The organism is Saccharopolyspora griseoalba (assembly GCF_042665275.1).
Taxonomy (GTDB): domain Bacteria; phylum Actinomycetota; class Actinomycetes; order Mycobacteriales; family Pseudonocardiaceae; genus Saccharopolyspora; species Saccharopolyspora griseoalba.
On sequence record NZ_JBHTCJ010000017.1, the window covers coordinates 68,868 to 93,449 of the forward strand.

40 protein-coding genes are annotated in these 24,582 nt (G+C 64.0%); 6 read left to right on the forward strand and 34 right to left on the reverse strand.

Annotated elements, in window-relative coordinates; genetic code table 11:
- Nucleotides 1-59: 59 nt before the first annotated feature.
- From ACFQRI_RS24515 to ACFQRI_RS24550, 8 genes are all read right to left on the reverse strand, one after another.
- Nucleotides 60-290 (reverse strand): hypothetical protein, encoded by a 231-nt coding sequence (locus ACFQRI_RS24515; RefSeq protein ID WP_380672506.1) that lies wholly within the window; start codon nucleotides 288-290, stop codon nucleotides 60-62.
- Nucleotides 291-387: 97 nt separating this feature from the next.
- Nucleotides 388-627 (reverse strand): hypothetical protein, encoded by a 240-nt coding sequence (locus ACFQRI_RS24520; protein WP_380672508.1) that lies wholly within the window; start codon nucleotides 625-627, stop codon nucleotides 388-390.
- Nucleotides 628-678: 51 nt separating this feature from the next.
- Entirely contained in the window at nucleotides 679-1,314 is a 636-nt protein-coding gene (locus ACFQRI_RS24525; RefSeq protein ID WP_380672510.1) for a hypothetical protein, read from the reverse strand.
- 192 nt (nucleotides 1,315-1,506) lie between these two features.
- Nucleotides 1,507-1,767, reverse strand: coding sequence for a hypothetical protein (locus ACFQRI_RS24530; protein WP_380672512.1), 261 nt, complete (start codon nucleotides 1,765-1,767; stop codon nucleotides 1,507-1,509).
- A gap of 148 nt (nucleotides 1,768-1,915) precedes the next feature.
- Nucleotides 1,916-2,077, reverse strand: a complete 162-nt coding sequence (locus ACFQRI_RS24535; protein ID WP_380672514.1) for a hypothetical protein — start codon at nucleotides 2,075-2,077, stop codon at nucleotides 1,916-1,918.
- A gap of 33 nt (nucleotides 2,078-2,110) precedes the next feature.
- Nucleotides 2,111-2,251 carry a hypothetical protein gene (locus ACFQRI_RS24540; RefSeq protein WP_380672516.1) on the reverse strand — a complete coding sequence of 47 codons (141 nt, stop codon included), beginning with the start codon at nucleotides 2,249-2,251 and terminating at the stop codon, nucleotides 2,111-2,113.
- Between the two features lie 104 nt (nucleotides 2,252-2,355).
- Nucleotides 2,356-2,694 carry a hypothetical protein gene (locus tag ACFQRI_RS24545; RefSeq protein ID WP_380672518.1) on the reverse strand — a complete coding sequence of 113 codons (339 nt, stop codon included), beginning with the start codon at nucleotides 2,692-2,694 and terminating at the stop codon, nucleotides 2,356-2,358.
- Nucleotides 2,695-2,819: 125 nt separating this feature from the next.
- A complete protein-coding gene (locus tag ACFQRI_RS24550; protein WP_380672520.1) occupies nucleotides 2,820-3,026 on the reverse strand; it encodes a hypothetical protein in 207 nt (68 codons plus the stop codon).
- Between the two features lie 12 nt (nucleotides 3,027-3,038).
- Here ACFQRI_RS24550 and ACFQRI_RS24555 point away from each other — a divergent pair, with 12 nt between their 5' ends.
- On the forward strand, nucleotides 3,039-3,329 hold the full coding sequence (locus ACFQRI_RS24555) for a hypothetical protein (RefSeq protein WP_380672522.1): 291 nt from the start codon (nucleotides 3,039-3,041) through the stop codon (nucleotides 3,327-3,329).
- Nucleotides 3,330-3,732: 403 nt separating this feature from the next.
- Here ACFQRI_RS24555 and ACFQRI_RS24560 read toward each other — a convergent pair whose 3' ends face one another.
- The 26 genes from ACFQRI_RS24560 to ACFQRI_RS24685 all read right to left on the reverse strand — a co-directional run bounded on the left by ACFQRI_RS24560 (nucleotide 3,733) and on the right by ACFQRI_RS24685 (nucleotide 18,170).
- Entirely contained in the window at nucleotides 3,733-3,960 is a 228-nt protein-coding gene (locus ACFQRI_RS24560; RefSeq protein ID WP_380672524.1) for a DUF4236 domain-containing protein, read from the reverse strand.
- 49 nt (nucleotides 3,961-4,009) lie between these two features.
- Entirely contained in the window at nucleotides 4,010-4,234 is a 225-nt protein-coding gene (locus ACFQRI_RS24565; RefSeq protein WP_380672526.1) for a hypothetical protein, read from the reverse strand.
- Entirely contained in the window at nucleotides 4,235-4,513 is a 279-nt protein-coding gene (locus tag ACFQRI_RS24570; protein WP_380672528.1) for a hypothetical protein, read from the reverse strand.
- Between the two features lie 140 nt (nucleotides 4,514-4,653).
- Nucleotides 4,654-4,848 (reverse strand): hypothetical protein, encoded by a 195-nt coding sequence (locus tag ACFQRI_RS24575; protein WP_380672530.1) that lies wholly within the window; start codon nucleotides 4,846-4,848, stop codon nucleotides 4,654-4,656.
- A gap of 45 nt (nucleotides 4,849-4,893) precedes the next feature.
- Nucleotides 4,894-5,223, reverse strand: coding sequence for a hypothetical protein (locus ACFQRI_RS24580; protein ID WP_380672532.1), 330 nt, complete (start codon nucleotides 5,221-5,223; stop codon nucleotides 4,894-4,896).
- Nucleotides 5,224-5,237: 14 nt separating this feature from the next.
- The gene (locus tag ACFQRI_RS24585) at nucleotides 5,238-5,420 is read right to left on the reverse strand and encodes a hypothetical protein (RefSeq protein ID WP_380672534.1); all 183 of its coding nucleotides are present in this window, start codon (nucleotides 5,418-5,420) and stop codon (nucleotides 5,238-5,240) included.
- Between the two features lie 163 nt (nucleotides 5,421-5,583).
- Nucleotides 5,584-5,832: a WhiB family transcriptional regulator gene (locus ACFQRI_RS24590; protein WP_380672589.1), complete on the reverse strand. Its 249-nt coding sequence runs from the start codon at nucleotides 5,830-5,832 to the stop codon at nucleotides 5,584-5,586.
- 199 nt (nucleotides 5,833-6,031) lie between these two features.
- On the reverse strand, nucleotides 6,032-6,319 hold the full coding sequence (locus tag ACFQRI_RS24595) for a hypothetical protein (protein ID WP_380672536.1): 288 nt from the start codon (nucleotides 6,317-6,319) through the stop codon (nucleotides 6,032-6,034).
- An 85-nt stretch (nucleotides 6,320-6,404) separates the two neighbouring features.
- Nucleotides 6,405-6,638 carry a hypothetical protein gene (locus ACFQRI_RS24600; protein WP_380672538.1) on the reverse strand — a complete coding sequence of 78 codons (234 nt, stop codon included), beginning with the start codon at nucleotides 6,636-6,638 and terminating at the stop codon, nucleotides 6,405-6,407.
- Between the two features lie 70 nt (nucleotides 6,639-6,708).
- A complete protein-coding gene (locus tag ACFQRI_RS24605; protein WP_380672540.1) occupies nucleotides 6,709-7,194 on the reverse strand; it encodes a hypothetical protein in 486 nt (161 codons plus the stop codon).
- Nucleotides 7,191-7,484 carry a hypothetical protein gene (locus ACFQRI_RS24610; protein ID WP_380672542.1) on the reverse strand — a complete coding sequence of 98 codons (294 nt, stop codon included), beginning with the start codon at nucleotides 7,482-7,484 and terminating at the stop codon, nucleotides 7,191-7,193. Before ACFQRI_RS24610 ends, ACFQRI_RS24605 begins: the two co-directional genes overlap by 4 nt.
- A 127-nt stretch (nucleotides 7,485-7,611) precedes the next feature.
- Nucleotides 7,612-8,049: a hypothetical protein gene (locus ACFQRI_RS24615; RefSeq protein ID WP_380672544.1), complete on the reverse strand. Its 438-nt coding sequence runs from the start codon at nucleotides 8,047-8,049 to the stop codon at nucleotides 7,612-7,614.
- A 78-nt stretch (nucleotides 8,050-8,127) separates the two neighbouring features.
- Complete coding sequence (locus ACFQRI_RS24620) at nucleotides 8,128-8,364, reverse strand: hypothetical protein (protein ID WP_380672546.1); 237 nt, start codon at nucleotides 8,362-8,364, stop codon at nucleotides 8,128-8,130.
- A 27-nt stretch (nucleotides 8,365-8,391) separates the two neighbouring features.
- On the reverse strand, nucleotides 8,392-8,733 hold the full coding sequence (locus ACFQRI_RS24625; protein WP_380672548.1) for a hypothetical protein: 342 nt from the start codon (nucleotides 8,731-8,733) through the stop codon (nucleotides 8,392-8,394).
- A gap of 48 nt (nucleotides 8,734-8,781) precedes the next feature.
- On the reverse strand, nucleotides 8,782-9,090 hold the full coding sequence (locus ACFQRI_RS24630; RefSeq protein ID WP_380672550.1) for a hypothetical protein: 309 nt from the start codon (nucleotides 9,088-9,090) through the stop codon (nucleotides 8,782-8,784).
- Nucleotides 9,091-9,118: 28 nt separating this feature from the next.
- Complete coding sequence (locus ACFQRI_RS24635) at nucleotides 9,119-9,523, reverse strand: WhiB family transcriptional regulator (RefSeq protein WP_380672552.1); 405 nt, start codon at nucleotides 9,521-9,523, stop codon at nucleotides 9,119-9,121.
- A 137-nt stretch (nucleotides 9,524-9,660) separates the two neighbouring features.
- Nucleotides 9,661-10,344 (reverse strand): P-loop nucleotide/nucleoside kinase family protein, encoded by a 684-nt coding sequence (locus ACFQRI_RS24640; protein WP_380672554.1) that lies wholly within the window; start codon nucleotides 10,342-10,344, stop codon nucleotides 9,661-9,663.
- Entirely contained in the window at nucleotides 10,341-10,631 is a 291-nt protein-coding gene (locus tag ACFQRI_RS24645; RefSeq protein ID WP_380672556.1) for a hypothetical protein, read from the reverse strand. Before ACFQRI_RS24645 ends, ACFQRI_RS24640 begins: the two co-directional genes overlap by 4 nt.
- Before the next feature lie 16 nt (nucleotides 10,632-10,647).
- Complete coding sequence (locus ACFQRI_RS24650; protein WP_380672558.1) at nucleotides 10,648-11,052, reverse strand: hypothetical protein; 405 nt, start codon at nucleotides 11,050-11,052, stop codon at nucleotides 10,648-10,650.
- A gap of 58 nt (nucleotides 11,053-11,110) precedes the next feature.
- Nucleotides 11,111-11,593, reverse strand: coding sequence for a hypothetical protein (locus ACFQRI_RS24655; protein WP_380672560.1), 483 nt, complete (start codon nucleotides 11,591-11,593; stop codon nucleotides 11,111-11,113).
- A gap of 131 nt (nucleotides 11,594-11,724) precedes the next feature.
- The gene (locus tag ACFQRI_RS24660; RefSeq protein WP_380672562.1) at nucleotides 11,725-12,282 is read right to left on the reverse strand and encodes a hypothetical protein; all 558 of its coding nucleotides are present in this window, start codon (nucleotides 12,280-12,282) and stop codon (nucleotides 11,725-11,727) included.
- A gap of 136 nt (nucleotides 12,283-12,418) precedes the next feature.
- Nucleotides 12,419-14,527 (reverse strand): P-loop NTPase family protein, encoded by a 2,109-nt coding sequence (locus tag ACFQRI_RS24665; protein ID WP_380672564.1) that lies wholly within the window; start codon nucleotides 14,525-14,527, stop codon nucleotides 12,419-12,421.
- A 115-nt stretch (nucleotides 14,528-14,642) separates the two neighbouring features.
- Nucleotides 14,643-15,950 carry a ZPR1-type zinc finger protein gene (locus ACFQRI_RS24670; protein ID WP_380672566.1) on the reverse strand — a complete coding sequence of 436 codons (1,308 nt, stop codon included), beginning with the start codon at nucleotides 15,948-15,950 and terminating at the stop codon, nucleotides 14,643-14,645.
- A gap of 6 nt (nucleotides 15,951-15,956) precedes the next feature.
- On the reverse strand, nucleotides 15,957-16,427 hold the full coding sequence (locus ACFQRI_RS24675; RefSeq protein WP_380672568.1) for a hypothetical protein: 471 nt from the start codon (nucleotides 16,425-16,427) through the stop codon (nucleotides 15,957-15,959).
- A gap of 436 nt (nucleotides 16,428-16,863) precedes the next feature.
- The gene (locus ACFQRI_RS24680; RefSeq protein WP_380672570.1) at nucleotides 16,864-17,958 is read right to left on the reverse strand and encodes a hypothetical protein; all 1,095 of its coding nucleotides are present in this window, start codon (nucleotides 17,956-17,958) and stop codon (nucleotides 16,864-16,866) included.
- On the reverse strand, nucleotides 17,955-18,170 hold the full coding sequence (locus ACFQRI_RS24685; RefSeq protein WP_380672572.1) for a hypothetical protein: 216 nt from the start codon (nucleotides 18,168-18,170) through the stop codon (nucleotides 17,955-17,957). Before ACFQRI_RS24685 ends, ACFQRI_RS24680 begins: the two co-directional genes overlap by 4 nt.
- Nucleotides 18,171-18,890: 720 nt before the next feature.
- Here ACFQRI_RS24685 and ACFQRI_RS24690 point away from each other — a divergent pair.
- The 5 genes from ACFQRI_RS24690 to ACFQRI_RS24710 form a co-directional block, all read left to right on the forward strand.
- Nucleotides 18,891-19,637: a GntR family transcriptional regulator gene (locus tag ACFQRI_RS24690; RefSeq protein WP_380672574.1), complete on the forward strand. Its 747-nt coding sequence runs from the start codon at nucleotides 18,891-18,893 to the stop codon at nucleotides 19,635-19,637.
- 220 nt (nucleotides 19,638-19,857) lie between these two features.
- On the forward strand, nucleotides 19,858-20,871 hold the full coding sequence (locus ACFQRI_RS24695) for a helix-turn-helix domain-containing protein (RefSeq protein ID WP_380672576.1): 1,014 nt from the start codon (nucleotides 19,858-19,860) through the stop codon (nucleotides 20,869-20,871).
- Nucleotides 20,868-21,479 carry an HD domain-containing protein gene (locus tag ACFQRI_RS24700; protein ID WP_380672578.1) on the forward strand — a complete coding sequence of 204 codons (612 nt, stop codon included), beginning with the start codon at nucleotides 20,868-20,870 and terminating at the stop codon, nucleotides 21,477-21,479. The genes ACFQRI_RS24695 and ACFQRI_RS24700 overlap by 4 nt, the downstream gene beginning before the upstream one ends.
- A 1,865-nt stretch (nucleotides 21,480-23,344) precedes the next feature.
- On the forward strand, nucleotides 23,345-23,599 hold the full coding sequence (locus tag ACFQRI_RS24705) for a hypothetical protein (protein WP_380672579.1): 255 nt from the start codon (nucleotides 23,345-23,347) through the stop codon (nucleotides 23,597-23,599).
- Between the two features lie 239 nt (nucleotides 23,600-23,838).
- On the forward strand, nucleotides 23,839-24,582 hold a 744-nt coding region (locus ACFQRI_RS24710), incomplete at its 3' end, for a hypothetical protein (RefSeq protein WP_380672581.1).

Genomic DNA, 24,582 nt, shown 5'->3' on the forward strand with positions numbered 1-24,582 from the left:
GGCGGCGAGCTGCCCGTGCCGTGCCAAACAAACTGGCGTTGACCAGCGGAGAGCGCGTGTCAGGTTTGCTCGTTGTATTCGACGTTGAAGCACACCCAGCGCATCTCGCCGCTGTTCGTTTCGGGCTTGAGCTCCCAGTCCCCGGTAATCCAGTCAGGTTGCAGCAGGGCCTTCGCGTTGTCTCGGGTCATTCGAGGAGGGAGGTCCTTGAGGTGAAGGCGCTCAGTACCGTCGCGGTCCTTGATCCAGAGAGTAGAGCTCTTGTAGCCGGCGATGAGTTCTGCGTACATGACGCTTCCTTTCTTTCGTGGGGCTGGCTCACCCGCGCTCGAGACGACCGACAGTTCGTCTCCTGGTGTTCGCACGGGTCGGCCTATGTGGGCGGTTTTACTGTTCGTTGAGTTCCCGGAGCCTGTCGTAGTGCCGGCGGATAAGTCCGGCGGCGGCGCGGCCGGTGGTGGTGATGTGCAGCGTCTGCTCGTGGAGTTCCACGTAGCCGTCCTCGAGAAGCTCGTTCTCATGCTTTGCGATTGGGCTGCTGGCGGGGGCTTGCCCGTAGTGGTCGTGGATGCGCATCAGCAGGTAGCGCGCATCGGTGGTCAGTCGCAGTTCGGGGGCTTCACGCAAGGTTCCTCCCTGTGTTGGCTCGGTGGGACTCTGCTGGAGGCGCGTCAGGGGTTAGGTCCGGTCGTGCTGGGCGCAGAGGGTGGGAAGTGGCATGTCACGCGCACCGAGGGGTGTGCCGTCGGAGTAGCGCAGCCACTGGTCGTCGTCGATGAGGCAGACTGCAACCTGTGCGCCGTTAGGCATGCGGGCGCGCATTTCCTGGGCGAGGTCGAGCGTTCGGACCGGAACGGTGTAGGTCTCCGGGTGCCAAGCCCCGTACACGAAGTCCGGCTCGCTGTCGGTGGCGGCCGGGTGCTCGTTCTGCTGCTGGTCCCGCGCGTAGTCGGCGAGCACCCCGTTAGCCAGGTCGGGCTCATCGAGCACTGCATTGAGGATGTTGCGTGCCTGCGCCATCCCGTCAGCCAGGCCGCAGTGATAAGGGCACGAATCGTCGGTGTAGTGACAGGCTTCGCAGTCTTCGGCGTCGTAGGACCAGCGGGTGAGTATGGTGTTCTTCGGTTCGAAGAACTTGGTGGCGTCGAGCGCTCGCCACCCAGCGCCGAGCTTGTCGTGTGCCGCGCTGGTCAGCGTCTCCCAAGCTGCCAATGCCACCGTGTGGCTCGGGGCGCTGTACACCGAGGGCTTGTCGGTGTAGTAGTTCAGCAGCGTGTTGACTGCCCGCGCGGACTCGATATCGGTGATGGCCACAGGCCCCTCCCTGTCGGTTCGTTCGCATGGTTGGTCAGTTGAGTTGATAGGAGGGCGCGCGGCCTGACCGGGCCGTGCGCCGATCTGCCGGCTCACGTTCGTGACCTTTTCTTGCAGCGCTCTGGCCCGAAAACGTTCAGTGGTGCACGCGCCAGCACGCAGTACCCAGGCGATGTGCGTCTGCGGGCGTGTTCATGTCCGGTCCGCGTTCTCGCGACGGGTGAAGTGGTAGACGGAACTGGTGCCCTGGGGCTGGGCAATCCAGGCTTTGCGGAACTTGGCCGCCGCCTCGGACGGGTCGTTCTCGATGTCGTCGAGCTCTGCGGAGGTGACCTCGACGTGCTCCGGGTTGTGGAAGGTCAGGTCTCCTCCGCCGGCGGGGGCCGCGGCGATCCAGTCCGGGCCGACACGGTGTATGCAGCGTAAAGACGCATGCTGGATGCGTTTGCGCACGAGGTCTCCTTTCATGGGTATCCGGTCACCGGCCCGGGGAACTCCATGCGGCACCCGGCCGGTGACCATGGTTCGGGCGTCCGGCCGGTGCTCGGTGAGTTGATGGCGAGCTGCGGGTGCCGCGCAGCGCTTTGGCCCACCTGGGGTGTCAGCGTCCGTTGACGATGACCGTGCAGTTGGTGACCTCGCCGCCGACGATGCCGACAGTCCGCCCATTGCCTACGACGGTGCGGTTGACGACCTCGCCGCGGTCGTTGATCTCTTCTGTGACCTGATCGCCGTTGCTGTCGGTGTAGGTCTTGGTCTCCAAGGTGTTGCTCCGTTCTGTTCGTCGAGGGATTGGTCAGTCGTCAGTGATGGTCACGCTGGTGATGTGGTCGGTCTCGAACGGCAGCTCTTCGAATTCGCGAGCGGTCGCATCGTCGGAGACGGTGGTCGTGGTGACCTGACCGTTGGCGTCGGTAACAACGACCTTCTTTGCCATGGTGTGCTCCATTTATGCAGGTAAAGGGGCCACTGATATCGCTGCAGCGGGCGAGGTGCGCGTCGAAAGTGCCGCCAAGTGAGGAGCAGCTCTGCGGTGCTGGTTTAGCTGCCGCTGGTCTTGCCGCTGGAGCTGCTGCCGAAGCCGCCGCGGGTGACCTTCCCGTTGGGGGCGACGCTTCCACCGCGCGAGATCGTCGGTGCGGGCCCGCCGGGTTTGGCTTTCGGAGTGGCGAAGGAGCCGCCGGTGACGCGCGAGCCCACGCGGGGTGCGTTGTTGCGGTCGGCGTTGAGGTAGTACCACTGGAAGCTGCCCGAGCCGTTCTGGCGGCAGTCGCGGTCGATGGTCCGGGTGTGGGTGTGGGTGTCCGCGCAGACCGCGACGTACTCAGGCCCGGAGGGGGTGCATCCCGATAGTGCTGCCGCGGTGGCTGCCACGATCACAGTCGTTGGTCCTACGGTTCCTCGTAACTTCATCGTGTAGTCCTTCTCGAGCGAGCTTGATGCTGGCCGTTGCCGGATCGAGAGGCCCGCCAGTGCCTCAGGGGCGTACTGGCCGGCCTTTGTTTTTAGGTCTGGATGCCGAAGGCGCGGGCGATGGCGCGGGCCTGGTCTTCGTGGTCGGCGTAGGCCACCGGGTGCGCGGAGCGCTGTACTTCTTGGGCGGCGTCGGTGACCTGCATCTGCTGCCAGCCGTCGACCTGCAGCAGCGCGGTGTAGAACGCGCCGGCCGCGTTGGCCGGGTCGTCCAGGTAAGCCGGGTCGCCCCAGCCCATGGAGGGTCGCTGTTGGAAGACGCCAACGCTGTCGTGATCGCAGCAGGTTATGGCACCAAGGTTGCTTTCCTGGATGGCAGTGGCGATCGCGATGACGATCCCCTGGTCGGGGACGCCCTGCTTGTGTCCGACCTGGATGATGGTGGCGGCGGTGTCGATCTGATCGCGCTCGAAGCCGGGCACGTTCGGTGTGTTCTCGACCGGCGCGACTACCGCCGGGGGCTGCTCGAGGACTTCCTCGAGGGGCATGGTGGGGTTTGTCGCGCCGCCGGCAACCAGCAAGGGCGCGAGGACTTGTTCTAGTGCCATAATGGGGTCTCTCCCGTTCAATGGGCGGGTGTTGAAAACAGCCAGGCCAGAAGCTCGAGCTCGCCGGATCTGTGGTGGTGAGGGCGATGCTCGAGTTTCTGGCCTGGTGTGTGTGCACCACCGCAATCGGCGTGCACATGCCCAGCCGCGGGCGCCAATGCGGGGCGGCGATTGGTGATGCGCCCGGCGGGACTGGGGCAGATTTCCGCGCCGCGCTGCACGCGGCCTCTAAGGGGCTCTGCGTGGGCTCGCGGGTCGTGGGTAGAGGGCTGCGAGCGCCCGGCGGTGACGCGTGCGGGCAAGCCACGGGCGTGGCGAGAGTTGGTGGTTTAGGCCGCTAGGCCGGGCTGGGGCTCGACGCGTGAAGCGTGGTGGCTCTAGCGGCCGGCGCTACCGTTTACCGGTTCTTCCTGTTCTGCCCCTTCTTCGGCGTGGCTGGCGACTGCCAGGACACCCCGTCTACGGGCAGATTGATCGTGTGTCGCCTGGTTCGGGAGTTCCACGACCAGCGGCCGTGGCGCAGGCTGACCGAATTCAGGCCGCGCTTGCCGAAGTTGAAGGCAACGGGTCTAAATCCGATCGATTTTCGGTACTTCAGGCCCTTTAAGACCTGACGTAGGTCCATGGGTTCTCCCCTCCTTCTGGCGCGTTCAGCTTGGGGTGCGAGCGTTTCGCTATCGACCGACAGGGCTGGGGGGTTCGTCGGCCGGGTCGACGGCGACAAGGTCGCGGCTGCGTCGTAGTTCGACGACCGACGCGACATGTCGGTGGTCCAGCGTGTGCGCCTGGCCGTCGCCGTCGAGGATCCACACGCGCTGTTGGGTGTCTTTGACCGCCTTGACTCCATCCAGCGATCGGGAGTGGTCGCCGGCGAGGAAGGTGAGCGTGTTCGCGTGCATCTAGTTGTGCCTTTCTGTCTCGGCAGCCAGTAGTGCGGCTCGCTGGGTTTCGTGGATTTGGGTGTCGAGCACTCCGGCCTGGGCGACCGCGAGGATGCTCAACACGGGGGCCGCGGCGAGCAGGACGGTTCCGGCGCGGCGAGGTCCGCGCACGAGGTTGAGCTCGAGCAGGGTCCCTGCGGCGGCGGTGGTGCTGATGGTGGCCAGCCACGAGCCGACCACACGAGCGCGGCGCTCGCGGAGGTGAGCGAGGGCAGCCCACGTGTTGTTGTCGTTCATGCACTCTCCTTTTGGGCTTAAGAGGTGGGGTGTGATGGCCGGCCGGTGGCGGAGGCGCGTGCGCGGGGCAGCCCTCCGCCACCGGCGGCTTCAGGAAAAGCGGGACACCCTGCAACCAGCGCACGTCGGGCAGGCGCGCATCACTGGGATGGCCGCCAGGTGACTTTTTCAACCTTTTCCATGTTGATCAGCTTTTCTCCAGCCGGCCCTTCGAGTTCGAAGATGTATGGCCCACCGACGCGGGCTTGCATCGATTCCGCCGTTTCTTGCGGTGCACCGAACGTCTCCGTTTCCCCCGAACGCTTTTGAAGCGTGATTTGGACGATCTCTCCCATGCGGTACTCCTTGTCGCTCCGCAGACGTCGCCACAAGGCGAACGCTCAGAGCGTGGTTGCGAGGGCTCGGAGTTCAGCAACTTCGTGCGGGTTGTCGTCGCGCCATTCCGACCACGACGCGTCGGTGAGCAGATGCCGCACCCAGTGGGTGTGTTCGCGCGGCAACCGCGTCTCGTCGACATCGGCGCAGGTGTGCACGCCGCACACGAACAGGACCTGGTCGATCGGGTCGTCGTCTTCGTGAGTCGAGCACTCACAGACGTCACCCATTCCGCGGGTGATCTCCGCACCGCAGCCAACCGCGTCGCAATAGGCCGGGACACCGTATCCGCGGAAGCGGCGATGTTCCGGCTCCCATCCAACAGCCCATCCCATGGTTACCTCCCTCGTCAGTTCGGGCCCGTGCTCGTCGAGCACGTGGTTCGGGCGCATCCACCGTTGAGGTAGTGGACCCGTTCGGCAGCCTCGTCCTGACTGCCGTGGTCGCTTGCGGCTTCCCACTCACCGGAGGGCGTGTAGAAGCCGACCGTCCACAGTTCCGGCTCGGTTTGCTTGAACATCCAGGTCGTCACTGATGCGTTCACCTTTTCTCGCGATTGGTTGGCCAGCAGTTGAGCTGGCTGGGAGGCGCGCACCCACTTGGAGGGAGTGCGCGTCTTCCAGTCGGCTCACTGGTATGGGACGTCGTGTGCTGCACCCCCTAGGCGCGAGTTGCGTTCCTGGGGGTGCAGCACGTCAGGGGCGGGCATGCGGGCGGGCGGTGCGGCGCTTGAGGGCGCGCCGCTCGTCCTCACTCATGCCGCCCCACACGCCGGCGTCCTGTCCGCTGTCCAGCGCCCAGGCCAGGCACTCGGAGGCCACCGGGCAGCGGTGGCACACCGCCTTGGCGTCGGCGATCTGCAGGACCGCGGGTCCGCTGTTTCCCACGGGGAAGAACAGCTCGGGGTCCTCTTCCCGGCATACGGCTTCGTGCCGCCAGTCCATTACACTGAACACCCCTTTCCTGATGAGGGATTGGGCCGGAATGGGGACGTCTCGGCTCTGATCAGGTGGAGGCGTCCCCGTCCGGCAGGCTGCTGAGCAGCCCACAGGCACGACAGGCGAGCTGCCGTGCCGAGTGCGACTCAGCGATGGGTCAAGACGAATGCGGCAAGGCCAGGGAGGCTCGCTGGCGCTCCGCGGGTCACTGGCGCGCGAGGACGATCTCGGCGATCTCGGTGTGGATCTCCGGATCCCACAGCAGGCCCTCTTCGTACTGCTCGTAGCAGGACGTTTTGACCGTCTGCCTGATCAGGTCCTCGCCGGTCACGCCTTCGAGGTCCTGGGCGATCGTGTCAGCGAGCAGTGCAACGTCTCCGTCGCGGACAAAGATTCGTTCGCTGTCGTACCACTCCCGAAGGCGCGGCTCGATCTGCCGCGGCAGTGGAACGATGCCGGCTGCGCTGGCGGCCATCATTTCCTCGATCGTCATCAGGCTCCCTCCGGTTCTGGCCAAGTGGCTGGCCGCTGGTGAGTAGTTCGCGCCCCACGGGCTGGTTGCTGCCCGTGGGGCATGATCAGATGAGGATGTCTGCTCGTCCGATCTCGTCGTCGAACGAGTACACGATGGCCTCGTGCCAGGGCGTCACGACGACGCGGAGCTGGTGCTGATCGTGACGACCGAAGGCAGCGAGGTGGTTTTCAATCTCCGTCGCGAGCAGGTCGGGGTCATCGACTGCCCGCACGAGGTCGTCGATGTCGTAGCCGAACTCGCTTGCGCGGAACTGAACCGTGAATGTGGTTGCGCTCATCGCGGCACCTCGCTCTCGTTGATGCGCCCCAGGGTTGGCTGGTGTGAGCCGGTCGCTACCGCCGTCTCGTTCACGCATCGCCCTGGGTGTTGTCGACTTCCGCTGCCGCGGTGAGGAATTTCGTGATGTCGTCGTCCAGGGCGTCGTTGAGGATCAGCTCGGTCTCGATCTGATCGAGTGGCTTACCGTTGTGCTGCTGCCGGAGCGCCTCGATGGCTCGGCGCATCGTGGAGACGAACTCGTTGAGGTTGGGGTCGTCGATGTCGATGTTCAGCGCGACGGTCCCGTCCGGGCTCGACAGGGTCAGGGTGAGCTCGGTGCTGGACCATTCGGCCTGCACGTCCCTGCCGGGCAGGACGAACTCCGGGTCATCGAAGACCCTGCGGTCGATCTCCCAGATGATCCGCTGTCTTGCCTTTGCTATGAAGGTCAGGTCGACCTGCCAGGGCCGGTCGAGGTTGAAACTGCAGGTTGCAGGGACCTTGATCTTTCCTTCCGGCAGGGAGTAGACGGTGAAGGTGAGGGTGCGCTCGACGACCTGAGGTGTGGTGGTCATACGGTGCCCTCCTCGTCCCGGAGCTTGTGCAGGGTGTCCCGCAGCAGCTCTACGGCCCGATCGATTTCGCGCGCGACGCTCTCGCCGCGGCTGTGTCCGTAGATGGTCTGCAGCTCGTCCAGCGCGTAGGACTTCCGCAGGTCATCGAGGTCGTCGACCGCGTCACTGAGGGCGTCGTGGGCGCCGTGGCAGGTCCTGGTGATGTGGTACGCGTGAAGCCGCGCTTCGTCCTGAACATCATGATCGAAGCAGGTCTCCACTCCGGCCTGTTTCGTCACGGTGACGCTCATAGGGTCCTCCTCAGAAGAGAAGCGCTCCCGCGTGAAGAGTCGCGGGAGCGCGGGTTAACGACTGGGGCGCACGCGGAGCCCGCGGTGTGGCGCCGGCCCCTTCAGCCGCGTGAATCGTGGTGCTCGTTCAAACGCGGTACTTCTGGGTTTCCGGGTTCCACTCCAGCCGGGCCCTGGCCATCCCCTCGTCGGGTACGTAGCGGTTGATGTCCGGCGCGGGATGCCAGAAGAAGTAGCCGGCCTTGACGGCGGCGTCGGTGTCCGGTCGTACGCCGTGCCAGATTGAAGGCCGGTCCGGGCCGTCGGCGTCCTCGTCCCAGTGCTCGCAGTCGTGCAGCAGCAGCTGCTCGCCGCAATCTGGGCAGTGGGCCCAGTCGCAGTCACCCGGGTTGACCTGGGCATGCGCTTCGCCCGGTTGAACCCCGCAGCCACCGCACGACTCGAGTTCGAGCGCGGCCTCCGGAATCTGCGACAGGTCAATGAGTCGTTCCTCGGTTGCGACTCGCGGGATCCGGGGGTTGTCGAGTATGTAGACGTGGTGTTTCACCGTGACGACTCGCTGCATCTGCACTCCTGCTGGTTTTCGTTGTTGTGTCGCTGACGAGATGGTGCGGCCCGTTCGGGGCGTGCTTGAGCGGCTCCGTCAACCTCTGAAGCGGATGACCAAGGTGTCCGGCTGTGAATAGTTGAAGTCGTCGACATCGGCTACTGCCGCGGCGATTCGGTTGAGCTGCTCGTCGTGAGTCAGCGTGTCCGGGTCGATCCGGACACGGGCCACGTTGTTACTCGGGGCGCTGATCTCGGCGAATCTGAGGTTGGCTGCCCTGAGGGCCTCGCGGAGACTGTAGAAGCGGTCGGGGTTCATTCCGGGACCAGCCATCTTTTTCGTCCTCCTTGATCAGGGGTTTCACATGCGGCTGCTGGTGCGCCGCTGCTGCTGGTTCTGCATGGCAAGTTGATCGAGCCACGTCTTGGCCTGCTTGAAGTTCTTCGACCGGTTGAGGTCTTCCTCGCGGCTCGCCGCAATCAGCGAGTGGAAAGCGAACTGGACGCTGTCGTGCTGCTCGGTGGACCGACAAGCCGGGTTGATGTAGAGGGCGTGCAGCCAGGAGAGCTGGTTGGCAATCCTGTCCCAGTTGTCTGCACGGTCGAGGTAGTTCTCGCCGAGCAGCACACAGAACTCGCGGTGTACCGCGAGCAAACTCTCCGGACTGTCGAGCTCAGGGATGTCGGCCTTGCGCTCGATCACGTGCTTAAGGTGCATGTCTTCCTCCGAAACGACGCTGAGCGGGGTGGGTTAAGCCGCCTGGTTCGTGGCGGTGGGCCGGGCGAGTAGGGCCTCGGCCACGCTGCTGGTGACTCCGTTCTGGCGGAGGCGTCGATACTCGTCGGGGCGGTGGAGCCAGGTAAGGAGTTCGGCCGGTGTTCGGTCGTCGGGCACCATCGCGGCGAGGATGAACATCACCGCGTCGGGATCGGTGATCTCGTCGCGAATCTGCTGGATTTCGGTGGCGTCGAGGTCGCGGACGGCCCCGACGAACCGGGCCGCCAGCGGCACGGCCGCATCGGCACGCGACTCGGCGTGCCGTGGAATCGGGTTCGGCATGATCTCCCCTCCGGTGTGCTCAGCTCGGTTAGGCCGCGGTGTGCGCAGTGGTGGAGGCGCTGGTGTCCGAGTCAGGCGTGCCGACGGTGATGGTTGTGAACTCGTCAAGGCCGGCCTTGTTAGCGCAGTCGGCGATGAAGGCTTCAAGGCGTGCCCGGTCGCCGCGGATCTTGTCCCGATCCGCTTCAGAGAGTCCGCCCCAAACGCCGTAGCGTTCGTTGCCCGCGAAGGCATAGACAGCACACTGCATACGCACGGGACACCCAGCGCAGACCTTCTTCGCTGACTTGGTGCTGCAGCCCTTCTCCGGGAAGAACTGCTCACCATCGATCTCCGCGCACAGGCCCTCGAGTTTCCAGCCGTTTCCCCCTTCAGGGTGTGCATCGATCGCGGTCGCGAGCTCGGCGAGATCTGGAATCACCGTGTAAAGCATGTTGGAACCCTTCGTGCGAAACGCACGACGCTAGGTCGTGCTGGTGTGCTGAAGACGCCCCGCAACCGCGCGCGTACGGCGCGTGCCTGCCCCAGAGCCGGATCGGGTCGAGCTCACGGTGGCCAGGGGTGCGTGGATCAGGTCGTGGTGAGGTGCAGGCCGCGGGTGACCTGTCCTCGGGTGAGCAAATGAGCAGTCCAGCCGCGTGGCGGCTGGCCCTGCTGTAGGCGTCGTGTAATCCGCCGACCGCGGTGGCTGTGGCGGCGAAACGAGCTCGCAGGCAGCGTGCGGCCCCGGTCGTGCTGTCCTCGCAGTGCGTCTTCGGGTGTGGCGTGCAGCCACACCAGCACGGGCGTGCGCCCGGTTATGGTCGCTATCCCGAGCAGTGCAAGACGCTTGGCTCTACTGGTGGCCGGCGCGTGAGCGAGCACGCTTGCCCTCCCGCTCAGGGAGTGGGTGACGATTCGGCCGAAGTGCAGAAGGTGCACCAGCGGCCGGAGCCGCGGGTATCGCACACGCGGTAAGTAGGTCCGCAGGCGGTCGGTGACTTGCTCGGAGTCCAAACAGATCGTCGGCACATCGGCCGTGACCTGGTGAAGCAGGGTCGTTTTCCCAGCTCCTGGCACACCGGCGAGCACGACCAGGCACCTGCCGTACGGCAACCGTAAGCACGGAGGCGGTGCCACATCGACGTGCTCGCGCGCGTGACCAAGCTCGCGTTCAGAGACAGGAATCGTGCCGTTGAGCGCGGGCGATTCCAATGGACGCGTCCCGGGCTGCGCACTTGGCGTTGTGTTGGGTGCGGCAAGACTCGTGCTCATGCCAACTCCTCCTGTTTCAGGAGCGCCATAAGTGTGGCGGCCTCCTGCGGGGAAGCGGTGTAGCTCGGGTCGCTACGAACGAGGTCGAGGAGTTGGAGCAAGTCGGTATCGAGGAGGTTGTTGCGGCGCGGGTGCCAGAGGTGGGGCTCGATCCGGTTGACCTGCTCCAGGACCTCCCCGAGTCGCCCCGGGTTGTCGCGGTGTGTGAGAGGGCAGAGTGCCAGTGCAATTGCGATCGCGTCATCCCGGACCGCAGTTGCACTGTTGTTGGTGCGGTCCAGGGACATGTGCACCTCGTGTGTTCTACGGGTCTTGGTTGTCGTGGTCTGTGAGGACCAGCTCGAGGTGGTCTAGCCATCCCTTGGTGTCGGTGAACCCAATGTCGTTTTGGGTGTCACCGAAGTGTTGGAATGCCCAGACTGCACGGAGCTCGGCGAACAACGTGGACCAGACGCGGTGGGCAATCGGCATCACCTCACGTTGCTCGGCGGCTGGCAGCGCCTTCCAGAGCCGACCAGCGATGTGTGCCGCCTGATGGGAATACTGTTTCCAGTATTGATGAGGTTCGGCGGACGCGTGCTCGCGGAGCTGCTCAGTGATGTGCCGAACGGAGGTCCTGGACAGCGGTGGAGTAGCGCCGCTGTCCAGGACCTCCTTGAGGCTCGCGCGGTGGGTCAACCTGCGGTACCAGGATCCGATTCCTGCCATGCCCTGCCTTTCCTTTGTTGCAGCCAGCTAATTGACGCGGAACTGCCAGGCAGCCCTCTTAGCGTCCAGCGATCCCCGGCAGCGTTGTCGTGGTGAATGCGTTTACGCCTCCCACGGCCGACTCGATTCCTCCAGCCACGATTCCCGCGGCGATGAAGCACAGGAACGGACTCAGAATAAAGAAGGTCCTCGCGACCTTATTGGCTTCGCGGTCCAGAAGGTCGATCACCGCGAAGGTCAGCAACAACACGAGGGCAATGCCCGCGAAATACCCAAGGGCAGAGCTCGCGTTAAAGAACCCGGCGATCCAGTGCAGGAAACGCGCGATCCAGGCTGCCAACGGGACGTCGTAGAACGGCAGAAACGACACGGTGCAAATTCCGGCCCAGAAGAGGACCGGCTCGAGGAACCACAACTTTGTCAGGAATTTCTTCACGAAGTCAGGAATCCGGTTCACGGACAAGAGCCTTTTCGAAGCGTAGCTGAAGCCGAACAGTAGGACGGCCACGCCGATTCCGGTCACCAGCGCCCACGAGAACATGACGTACCTCCAGTAGTTGAGATGTGATGGGCTGAACTGCCCAGCCAACACACACAGCCGTGGGGTGGTGTGTGCTGGAGTGCGGTTCAGAACCAACTGGCTATCCAGCGTGTGTGCGTAGCCGCTGCTACCTAGAGGGCGACAACGTTTGAGCTGGGGACAAAGCTCAGGAAGTTACCCCCAGAGGCCCGCATGGCGGAGGCCCACACGGCCATGCCGTTCCTACCGCCGGCATGAGTGATTCGGGTGAGCTCGGCACCAAAGGCCGGGTCCACGGCGCACAGCCGGTCCAACTCGTCGATGATCCACAGCAAACTCTGCCGTGCCGGAGACGGGATGAGTCCTCGAAGACCGGCGGTAGCGTTCTCCGCACTGCTCCACTCAATGTGGTTCTTCGCTGCGGCGAGGTGCTGCCAGGCAGCCTCAGTTCCGGATCCCCACCGGACTGGGGTGTTACTGAACCCCGGGCGGGCTCCATCAACGCCGTATGTGTAGAGCACCTTCCAAGATCCCGAGGCGAGCGCTGCCATACCGAGGGTTTCCAGAAACATGGTCTTGCCTGTTCCTGGATACCCGGTCACCAAGCCGTTGAACACACGTCCCGTGTTGCCAACGAGCTCGATCGAGTGCCCGTCAATGGCGATCTTCCCGTTCTCGTAACGCGAGGCCTTGTAGGCGTCGGTCCGCATGCAAACCTCCAGTGATGGGGAACGATTGGCACGAGCTGAGCTGAACTGCCCAGCCAGCACACACAGCCGCGGGGCCGGCTGGAGTGCGGTTCAGAATCAGTCCCGCGACCGCCTCGTCACAGGCAATGGACTTGAGTTAGGCCGCTGGGAGTTCGTAGATGCCTTGTTTGATTCCCGTTGCCAGGTGTCCCTGCTTGACCAGTTCGGCGAGCTTGCGCTTGGTGGTCCGCTCGGAAACATCCCGGGCACGCATCCGTTCGACGATCTCGCCGGTAGCTGCCACGCCTTCGCGCACGAGGCCAAGGATCGCGTGGTGAACCCGGTCGAGCTCGTCCTCCTGATCAGGGCTTGGTTGCTGCGAAGGGCCTTGATCCAGACGAGGAATCATCGCAATCAGGTTGTCGATCGGAGCCGTCACCGATGTTGCCGCAGAGGACACGCTGTCATCCGCATTATTGTCGGACTCGGTCAGATCGATACCGTGCTTCAGTCGCGTCTTCAGCGCTTCGAGGCGCCGTCGTGCCTTGTCGCGCTTCGCGGACTCGTCAGTCTGGTTTTCCTCCAAGTGCTTCTTGACAGACAGGTAGCCGTTCTCGTCCCACGGACACTCGGGGATCGCAGCGGCCCACCTCGTCATGTCCTCGGCATAGTCGGTACGCAGCATCGCGTATCGGGACATACCAGGGGTTTTCAGGTACATGTAGCCACCGTCGTTGGGCAGCGTGTTCGGTGCCAAAGCGGCACCGGAGATCAGTGAATGCCCGTACTTGCTGGACGAGTAGCACGCGGCCACGTTGCGGGAAGTGAGGATGTCCCGGAGCGCAGTGACGCTTCCGAAGTCTTCCTTGAGGTCGGTGCCCTGTGTGGCTCCCCATACGGACACGCCCTTCTTACGGCCAAGCCGGACGACCTGAGCAAGCTCAGCGGCGAACTCCGGATCCGCGGTGGCCAATCGATGCAGCTCATCGATGATCCAGAGGAGTCCGACACGCTCCGGTGAGGGGTTGACGCCCCGAGTTCCGGTGGCGTTGTTTTCCACGCCGCGCATCTCGAGGTAGTTCTTGACGGCAGCAAGCTGCCGGCGCGCACCCTTGAGACCGGCTTCCGACCAGGTCATGTACTTGTTCAGTAGGGCTGAGGAGTCTGCGTCCTCTGAACCGTCGGTGTAGAACACCTGCCAGCAGCCAGAGGACAGGGCCGACATCCCGAGGTTTTCCAGGAACACTGACTTACCCATGCCCGGATCACCCGTGACGAGGCCGTTGTACACGCTGTTCTTGTGGTCGGTGAGCACGATTGAGCCCCAGCCCTCACCGTCACGCCAGGGGCCAACAGCGATTTCACCGTTGTTGTAGCGCGGCCCCTGATACGGGACACCCCTCTTCAGGGGATTGGTCGTGGTGAAGGTCAGCTGGGCCTTGCCGCGGTGACCCGTCGGGTGCGGTTCGGGGATGATGTCGTCGACGCCCATGCCCAGGTCACCCATGACTGCAGCGATCTTTTCCTGGAGATCAAGGACGTCCTTGGTGGTGTGCTTATCGACGTCGACTTCAACGTCGAATCGCCAGCCGGTAGCCAGCGATTCCATGTTGGTCAACATCGCGCCCTCGAGCTTTTTGCCTCGGGCAGCGATGAAGGCATCGAACCGCTCGAGGATCTCCTCGACGAGCTCCTCGTTCTCATCGGACGCGGGCTCGAGCTCCAGCGTCTCCACAGCCGGAATCGCTGCCTGCTCGTAGTCGGGCTGCGGGTGGCCCCGCATCCAAGGGCGGGCGAACACGGCCGTGAACGCCACCAGGAGTGCGGTCGAGATCCAGGAAAGCCCAAGGGCGGTCGTCGCGGCCATCCAGACCGTGACTATGCCTGCCACAGACCAGTACAGGCTCTCCCACCGCGGAAGGAAGATCGTCTTTCCAGCGACACGGACCACGAAGGCGACTCCCGCCACGCTGAGTCCTGCCAGTGCGGCCGCGCCTCCCGTCGAGGTTGCCGCCTGCATGGCCATGAAGTGGGCGCACTGGCCGGCGCCAAGCGTGGCCAATGCCGTCGCCGGCGGGGTAATGGCAGCCCTCTGCCACCGGCGGATTTCGATCTCACGAGGGCCCCACGCGCGCTTTTCGGCAAGCTTCCTACGTCGGTAGTCTCTGGCTTTTTCCGCGGTAGTGCGCGCAAATCTGCTGGCACTCTTCCCGAAGGAGGACTGCGTTTCCTCGTCGGTAGCGCCGTTCAGGCTGTTTCGGCCCATGAGTCCTCCTCCCGGATGGACGGTTTGTGTTCGTTTTAGCCACTGTCAAGCGATGGGGTGGCCCCTGCTTGCATGGTTTGCCACGCAAGCAGGGGTCCATGCTCAGTCGGTTGGCTTACTCGCCGGCGAGGTAGTTGTTGTTGGTACCGGCACCCGCGGCCTTGACCACGTCGCGGGCCGCGATGTGCTGGTTGAACGCCTCGGTCTGAGCATCGAGGGTGCCGCGGGCCTCTTCGATGAGGGCAAACACCTTCTCCATTTGGGCGACCTGCTCCGGGTCGATCTCCGCGGACTTCATCTGCTCGGCAGCCAGCTGGACCTGCTGGTTGAGCTGCACCAGCAACCCCGAGACCGAGGAAGTGAATCCCTTACCGGTGGTCGGTCCGATGATCTGACCGGACTCGACATGAATTGCGTTGCTGCTGTCCGCCGTAGGAGCACTCATGTTTCTACCTTCCTTGGGAAAGAGTTCGATCACGTTTCCGTCGTGGTTGGGGTCAGTTGAATCCAGGTTGGCTCCAACGTCCTCCTTCGAATGTTGATCATTGTCTTGTTCGACCACGGCATCCTCGATACCTTCATCGGGCATCACCGCGGTGAGTTCTTCTTGTCGCTGCTCGACCAACTTCTGGCAGGAGTCGCACAGGTAGGACGTTGTTTCGTACATCCGGGACTGTGTGAACAGCCGGAGTGTGACGTCGGGCCCCTTGCTGCCGCACCGTTGGCAAGTCGGCGCGCTCAAAGGTTCCCGGGCAACGAGGCCGGGCGGTAAGGCAAGCGGTGGTGCAGCGTCTTGTTCGGGCTCGTCGGCGTTCTCTCGGTCGAGGCGGGTGGCCTCAGCCCACTGCACGCCGAGGTCTTCACCTTCAGGTGACGTATCGTCCGTCGAGGACGCGCCGCCTTTTGCCGAGTACGTGCCCCCGTATGCATCGTGGACGCTGGTCGAATCATCGACTGGGCCGGTGGTGTCGCCACCGGTTGCGTTGCGCTCGAAGCGCTGTTGCAGACGTTCCTCAGCCCACGTTGCCCAACTACGGAAGCGGGCGTGACGACGCTGCCGTCGCCGGCGCCAGGCTGTCGTGAACGCTGCACCGTATCGGCCGAAGAAACCCGCATTTGGATTGCCGTCGGCGTCGAGCAGGTCATCGAGCGAGGCGATCTTTTCGTCGTAGCCCTCGATCCATCGAGCCAGCCTGTTTTGCAGCGCTTGTCCGATGGTCTTGTCGCCGCGCTGGCGACGAACCCTGCGCTCGCGGACCTTCTCTTGCCAGCGTTCGTGCTCGTAGCGCATCTTGGCCATGCGCTCTTCGTGTCGGCGCTGACTCGCCCCGGACTCGTTCCCACGCAATTCGGTGAACGCTTCGATCACCGGCGGTCTGACTATCAGCGCAGCCAACACGAGCGCTAGTACCACAAAACCCATGGCCGATCACATCCCTAGCCACGCGGCGATGTTGAGCGAGTCCGGCACCAACGCTCCGATCAGTGGAACGTGTGCCAATCCGGTCATGACCACAAGGACCGTCGGCCAGAAGACCAGAAAGCGTGCTGCGGACTGCCACGACCCAACGATGATCAGAGCCAAAGCAGTAGGCCACTTCATGATCGCTGTCCAGGTCTTGTTGATTTTCCGCAACAGCGAAGGGTGCCCCTGCTTCACGGTGGTGTACTCGCCTTCGTTGGCGTGCTTCGTCATCTCCGCAGGGCTGCGCACCGCCTGTGGCCAGGTCTTGAAGTCTTCGATCACCACCTGCCACAGCTGCTTGGCCAGTTCCATTGGGTCCGGTCTCGTATCCGGGCCTGCCTTCTCGGGACGTTCACCGGCATCGAGATCGACCGTGAGCTCCTCGCCCACCGGTTCGGCCTGAGGCTCGGTCGCGGTCGCTGCGTCGTCGGGCATCGCCTCTTCCTCCTTGTCATGTTTGTGGCGAACCCGACGTACTCACGACCGCGCTGCCCACGGTGGCTTCAGTCCGCTACGGGATTTCGCCTGATTGGTCCGGCGTTTGTAGATCTCAACGAGGTCGTCCTTGATTGCCTGGGCATGCTTTTCGACGATTCGGACGACCTCGTCATGGTCTGGCTGCTGGTCTGTGGTGAGTGCCGCGATTGCTTGTGCTGACTCCACCAGCCGAGCGCGGGACGACCGTGCTTTGCCCCAACGCTCACGGAACTGACGCCACTGACCATTTACGCGATTCAGCCGCTGCAGAGGCGGTATCGGGGTGCGGCTGTTTACCTTCGGCTGACCAGCCAAAGGCCCTCCTTGGGTGCGAGTCGGGCCGCCCGCTCCGTATTGGGAGCGGAGCGGGCGGCCGTGTGTGCGGGGCGGGTCCTTAGGCAGCGACGGCTACAATTTCGTCGGTCGCCTGCTTGATCCACTTCTTACGGCTGGAGAAGCCGCCAGAGTCCCAGCCCTTCCCGCTGAGCTTGTCGCCCAGTGCGTGGGCCATCTCGGTGACACTCATGTCGCAGTTGGGGATCCCGTAGGCGATCGCGAACTGCACAGCCACCTGCCCGGTCGGGGTGGCGCCTGGGGTAGGAGCCTGGGGAAGCCGGTCCTGGGCTTCCTTGCGCCGTGCAGCTTCCTGAGCGGCCTGGGCTTCCTCCTGCTTTCGCTTGCGCTCGGCAGCTTCCTGCTGCTGCTTGGCCTCGAATTTCTCTGCCTCATTGCGCTTCTTTTCGGCCTTCTTGAAGGCCAGGAAGTCGGCGAGCTTCTTCAGAAAGACATGCAGAACGAGCGCCATGCCGGTGGGGATGGCTACGGCCATCAAGTCCCCGACCCATTCCCATCCCTTCGGGAGCATAAAGGGGGTTGTTCCGCGGGCGACTTGGATGGCGTGCCCAGCGAGGTTTCCGGCAACGGAGACGCCGGTAAAGCTCACCAGTAGCCCCCAGCCGAGGGCTCGTTCCGTTCGGAACACCAGCATCGCTGCGGCTGCCAGGGCCATCAGGTCGGGAAACAGCGCGAAGATGTAGCTAACACCACCGGGGATTCCCATTCCCTCTGCCACCAGGTGCAGGAAGAAGTAGCTCACCACGAAGGCGGCGGTGACTGCGCTGACCGCCAGGAAGCCGATGATCCAGAGAATCGGCTTCTCTGGTGGTTCCTTGACCTCGGCCTCGCCCGTATCCAGCTTGCGCAGCATCCGCTTGCGGATACGACTCAAGAACACATCACGCAGCCGCGGCTCGGGCTCAACGTCCGCTGCGGCGGGGGCGGCAACTTCGGTGTCCTGGTCGTCGAGCGTGACTTCGACCGGCCCTGGGTTTTCTGCTTGCGGTGCGAGGCCGGCGGCCGGACCCGGCAACTCCGTCGGCGTGGCCTTGCCTTGCTGTGGCAGGGGCACGACTACTTCGGTGCTGCAGCCCGGCCCCCTCCCTGGAGCCAGGGCATCCGCGTCGGCGCCGCGCTTCAGGGAGGCGGTCATGACTCTCCTTCCAGATCACGAGACGAGGGGTGGTTCAGTGCAAGCAACGTGACGATGACCAGGCTGATGAAGCCCAACGTGGTGTTGCGCTGCACGAGCAGATAGTTCGCAGGCTGCGTCAGGTGCAGCCAGATCAACAGCGACCCCATGGCGAGGGCGCCCGCGATGAAGATGAGGCAGATCGCTGTCCGGTACATGACAGGGCTTTTCATGAAGACCTCCAACGACTGGGGTCGAAGCCATTGGGAGCAGCAAGACTTGCTTTTGTCCTGCGTTGTTCCTTCCCTGCCGTCCGGGGCTTTCGAGTCCCAGACGGCGTAGGCAAAGCGCGCTTCTAGCCGCAATGAGGTACGGCACCCCGGAAGGCCACCCTCGATCCCGTTCAACCTGTTAGATGGCTTTGTGGTGGATCGAGGTGGCCAACCGGCACGCCGCAACGTGCGGTGGTGCGGTCGGCTTGTGAGGTTGTGGTGACGTCCTTCAGTGGACGCCCCTCTGTTGAGGAACCTCATGGCATCGGTACGCAAGCCTCCGCGCGTTTGCGCGGCAGGCGAGCCGACCTTGCGTGCCCTTCGCGGTCCGATCCCTCCTGCCCCGCCTGGTCCCCGACGCGCGCAGTGGCGTCGGGCCTGGGCGTTTGATTTGGACAGGGACGCAGGGCGTGGTCCCGCTGTATTGGTGTTGTCAAACATCCCGGCTGCAGAAGCCGGAGGCTCCAGCGGCCTGGGAAACGTCGGACCCGGTTGGTTCCGGCGCTCCCCCGGTACTGGCACCGAGTTGTACGCTCATCGCTGTTGTCTGCCTCGTACGTACAAGTAAAGCATGTGGGGTCATCGGCGTTGTGTCAACCCCGCGGCGAGCTAGAGTGCAAGAATTCGTACGTATAAGTCGTACGACCAGGACAACTAGGGTGCACAGAAGGGTTCAGCAACGTGGCATCGAAGCGAGAACAGATCGCAGCTGACCTGCGCGGAGCCATCACCAACGGTGAGCTCGAGCCGGGAGCCCGACTCCCGACCGAGGATCACCTCGCGGGCACCTACAACGTGTCGCGCGACACCGTCCGCTGGGCGATCCAGGCCTTGCGCGCCGATGGCCTCGTGCTCTCCGAGCAGGGGGTCGGCACCTTCGTTGCCGACACAGCGAACCAACCACCGAAACACATTCGGCGCTATAGCCCCGCACGCCTGGCGCACGATGAGCGAGAAGCCAACCGCGGTGCCCACCTGCACGACGGAGATGCGACCGTGCACACCCGTGTGTACTTCGAGCCCGTCACCGAGGCCCTGGCCACGGAGATGGGACTCGAACCCGGTGACGAGATCACCGTTCGCAGCCGCGTCATGAGCCTCAACGGGGTACCGACCAAGCTGGCCACAAGCCGACTGCCGCGAGACATCACCCGCGGAACGCGAATCGAGAAGGTCGACACCGACGCCGACGAGCTGCTTACCCAACTGGAGGAAGCAGGCTTCACCCTGGCCAATCCCATTGAACGCGTCACCTTCGGAACCGCACGCTCCACCGAGTCCTCTGAGGACGCACTCAACATCAAAACCGGCGACCCGGTTGTCCGGATCACCCGGCTCCAGACCGACGCGCACGGTCGCGTGCTCGAGCACACCCAGATGACCATGCTCGTCAGCTACGAGCTCACCTACGAAATCCCGGTGTCTTGACCGCTCCCCCACGGCGCCACCGACACTGTCGGCGCCGCGCGGGATTGTCGCACGGAGAACGTCTTCTGACCTCACGGAAAATTACCGTATGCGCAGGTCAGAGCCTTGTTAAGGTACTGTATGTACACCTTTCCGCGAGGAATGAGCTATGCGCAGCCACCATTCGGCACAACCGTGTACCGGTAGTACACCTGCCCCACAGCCGCGTACTGCTGGCGCGGTGTTCAGCGCCATCCGCAAGCACCTCGGGCTCTCCCAGCCATCGATGGCAGAGCGCCTCGAGGTCAGCGTCGATCTCGTTAAGGGATGGGAAACCGGCCGGCGTCCACTCACCCGGGTCAGCGCCGAAGACCTCTGGCGTCATGAGCACGTGATCCTGGCCGCGGGCGCGCCCGCGGAGCTGGTCAGTGTGCTTTCCGAGGCCATCCGCGCCGACGTCATTCTCGCTAACGTTCCCGGCGCCGATGACGCTCACGTTCTAGGGCCACATCCATTGGCAGCGATCGTTCCTGGCCGCACACTGACCGAGCTGCTGGCCTGGCCAATCAGCGGTGTCCCTCCGCGTGTGCTGCGCGGGCTCGTTAACGGTGAACGGGCTCAGCTTCCGGCCGGCGACCGCAAGGATCTTGCGCATGCCCTTGCTATTACCGCGGAGTCCGCAGACGGCAACACCGAGCAAGGTGCGATGTTGCGTCGACAAGCGGCCTACTTGGCTGCCTCCGAACCCACGATGGCCGGCTGGACCCCTCCAATGCCGCGCCGGCCGGTGGCCGTCGCGGACTCGTGGTTGCCGGAGTGGCCAGTGCAACGCTCACGGGCGATCGCCGCTGCATCTGCCGGCGATGTGGACGCCTTGCACCAGTTCGTCGACACCAGCCTGGTCAGCGAGCAAGCCAAGAGCGCGAACCTGACCTACTGGGCCTATTGGTGCGGGGAAATCCCGCACGTGTGGCGGTCCGACGCGCAAATGGTCACCACCCCGGTCGAAAGCTGGCCGGGCGACAAGCTGTTGTCCACGCTTCTCGACGGGCTCGTCCATGCCCCGTATCGGGATCTGTGCGCACACACCTTGAACACCCTGCTAGAACGGAAACCACATCTTGTCCACGCGCACCGTGAACGCTTGGCCGAGACACTGACGCACAGTCTCGATGCCAACCACGATGGCGCGCTTGCACCATCAGCCCGCGATGCACTGCAGCAGACGCACTACCTCGTGAGGAGCCTCCGTTGAACACTCCCGCCGACATCACCCGGTTTTGCTACGAACTGGGTCAGCTCAAGCGTCTGCCACGGGCCGGATGGCACCGCGCGGGCGTCGCGAATCCCGAAAGCGTTGCTGCGCATAGCTGGCGTGTGGGGTGCATCGCGATGGTCCTTGCGCATATGGAAGGCATGGACGCAGCGGGGGCTGAACATGCGATGGCGCTCGGCAATGCCCATGACCTCCCCGAATCACGGATTGGCGACGTCGGGCCGGTGGCAAAGCCGTATGCATCGTTGGCTGATCCGGCAACGATCACGCAGGATCAGACCGCTCGTTTGCCGGCGAGTGTGGCGCGGCATTACCAGAGCTTGGTGAGTGAGCACGAGTCCGCCAAGACCGGTGGGACTCTGGCCGCCCGATGCTCTCGGGATGCCGACAAGCTCGATTGCCTTCTGCAGGCGCGGGAATACGCACAAAGCGGCAACCAGGCTGTACATCACTGGATGAGCGATGCCTACGAAGCGCTTCGCACCTCGTCTGGGCGGGCGCTTGCAGACGAAGCGATGCGCATGGACCCCACCGAGTGGTGGACCAACCTCACCGTGCACACCGACCAAGCCCACGTGGCCGGCTAGTCGCCCTCAGCACCACAATCTCGTCGCGGGAAGCCAACCAACGCGCCGCGGGACGCAGTCGCCAACACACTGCGTCCCGCGGCGCGTTTTCGTTGCACCCGCCTTGCCCATGCCAAGCCCCGGTGCTTGCTGGCGGCCGAGCCGATGGTGGGTCCAGAGAGCCGCTTACTGGCTCAGCGCCGGTACGCAGTGGCAAGACGTGGCCCGGAGAGCTATGTGCGATCTCGGTTCGTGCGTATGGAGCCGCGCCCAAGGGGCGGCAGAGCGTCGCCGTTGATGAGCGAGCTACGCCAGAACCGCCCGGAGCCGACTCGGAGCCACCCCAGGAGCGGGTTCGACCCCAGCTGCTGTCGCCGTGAAGCCCGACAGAGCCACCGGAGCTACCCGTTTCACCCTCCAGAGCCAGCACAGAGCCAGGCGGGAGCTCGACAGAGCCAGGCCGGAGCTCCGTACGAAAAAGCCCAGTCGCTAGCCGCCTACGTGTGGCCTGGATCCCGACCGAGGATCGATCATGGATGAGGGGCAGGAGCCGCCTCAGAGCTTGCAGAACTTGGACCATCGTTGCTGGTAAATGCGCCGTGCGGGTACTTGCTGTGGTGGGCTCATGTGCCCCTTCGCGCCCTCCGCGTCGCTTCATCTGACGTTCTCTAGCGTGGCTCTAGCCGGGCTCTGGGGCGGCTCCCGAAGGGGTATGAGCGCCTCACTGTGGATGCGGTGCGCCCGGAAGAGATCTATCGGTAGCTCCGCCTGCGAGACTCCAAGCTCTGCACCGGTTCGCTTCGAGCTCTGAACTAGCTCGGGGGTGGCTCTCGTTCGACACAGCGCTCGGTGGAATCGACTCGCCCTGCAATCCGACAGCTCTCGTGGGGATCTCTAGCGGCTCCCGACGGCCGTAACGATGCGTCCCGGGACTAATGCCAATGCGACTGAGCGGGCTCGTGGAACGGTCGGCGAAGTCATCCGTGGTTCTGGCCGATCACGCAGCCAAGTGGCCTTGTTGCCCCGGGCGCTGGCAGTTAGAGGGCCTTGCAGCCATGACGACCCCCGGTCGCCGCTACCGCCTGGCAGCTACTTTCCGTGACCGAATCGGGGTCGAAGTTTGTGCCATGCGTGCCATGGCACACCTGCCCACACGCTTGGCCATGGGTTACGATCAACATTGCTTCGCGCGTGCGCGCGCGCACGCGCGAACAGCCATCTTGAGTGGGAGTCCGCCGGCTCAGTCTTGCCCGAATGGCACAACCTGGCGCTGAGTACGTCCTGTAGTCACGACCGGCTTGGCGTCGACCACCCACAATCCGCGCAAACCATCGATATCGGCCAGCCAGGGCGGTCGTGCGTGGCCGGGCGCGGTCGCCCCGCGGGCACAACGAGAGAAGCCTTCAGCTTTCCACTCATCCAGCGGCATCAGCAGACTCAGCCGATTGCTCGTCGACATACCCGGCCTGCTGGGGAACCGGACACGCGCGCGACTCGCTGCATGGCCTCGCCGAGGTAACAGTGCTGAGTCAACGCGCCCGACGTAAAGCCGAGCTGGAGCCCTGCCGCACCCAAAGTAGGCCTGCCTAGCCGCAGCGGCGCGCTTTGCTGGATTTCGGAGCCGCCCTCATGTACAGCAGGCCGGACGTGATCAGCCTCCCGGGCCCACCCCCACTGCGGATTTCGCGAATTTCGGACATATCTTCGAGCTGCGCGTCAAGGCTCGGTGACGAGCAGGGCCTGAATGGACTGTGACCAGGGGTTTTCGGCGCGACACACCGACACGGTTCTGTTGCTTGCGCCCTGATGATCGGTCGAAATACGATGCCTGAAACTTGTCCAGGGAGGTCTACATGGGACGACCAGGACGCCCCCCGGTCGAGGGGATGTCTAAGAACCGGCTCATCATCCAGATTTTCGAAGACGACGAAGAGGTTGCGACGCAAGACGGCAAGCGGCATCTCGGTAGCCGCCAAGCCGCGCTGCGCAGCTGGGTCGCCGTGGGTCGGCGGTTCTATGAGGAACTTGGACCTGAGCAGTACAAGGCGCTGTGCGATGCGCTGCGCTCCGGCGAGCTGAAGGTGCAGGACCTGCTGCGCCAGGACTTGGCTCCCGAGGACATCTCGTCCAACGCGGCATAGACATAAAGAGGACCCCGGGTGGTCTCCCAACCAAGTTCCGGGGTCCTCTTCGAACCAACAACCAAGAGATGATCGCTCATCGCTCGGTCACATAGCCTCTGTGCCGCCCCGCACATGAAGGCGCTGTGTTGTAGAGCCTAGTATGCGATACGGGGACTGGCGCTTCAAGCCTGGCTCCCCGGCGACGCGCTAGATCGGTGAGTCACGGATCACTCTCTTGGGTTTGACCAGGAGGAACCGTGGAGACGCCACCCTCTTCGCCCGAAGAGACGCACGACACACCCACCCAGGATGGTTCGACCGCGGTGCACGCGGTTGCGGATGACTCGCCCACGAGTGAGCTGATCCCGTACTGGGTACTCGCTTGCGTTGATTTCGCCCCGCCGGTCTCGAAGAAGACCGGCAAGCCCGTTGACGTCACGGTCGCGCTGAAAGTGGTCATGGCGCTGCTGAGCGCTCGGCTGCGCGTTTCGCCGGAGATCGAAGTTGAGCTCAACCGTGACCGGCTTGCCGTGGTCGCGGGGCGCGCTAACGCCAAGCAGGTCCGCCCGGTCCTGCAGTGGCTGGAGAGCATCGGGTTCTTGAAGGTCCGCTCGCACTACCCCGAAGGCCGCCGCGGGCGGATGTACGACACGTTCACGGTGTCCACCGAACCCCCGCAGAACTACGTCGGGCCGCGCACGTACGCGGAGTGGATTCACACCCTCTTGCTCGACCAGGCGGACAGGCCCCGTTCCCTGTTCGCGACGCCGGCTAAGGCCGATGCACAAAACCCCAGGTCAGGATCTAGGGCCGCCACGACGGCCCTAGAAAATCAGGGCACCGAACTCTATGGCCGTCACGACGGCGGTAGACCACAAAACCCCAGGTCAGGATCTAGGGCCGCCACGACGGCCCTAGAAAATCAGGGCACCGAACTCTATGGCCGTCACGACGGCGGTAGACCACAAAACCCCAGGTCAGGATCTAGGGCCGCCACGACG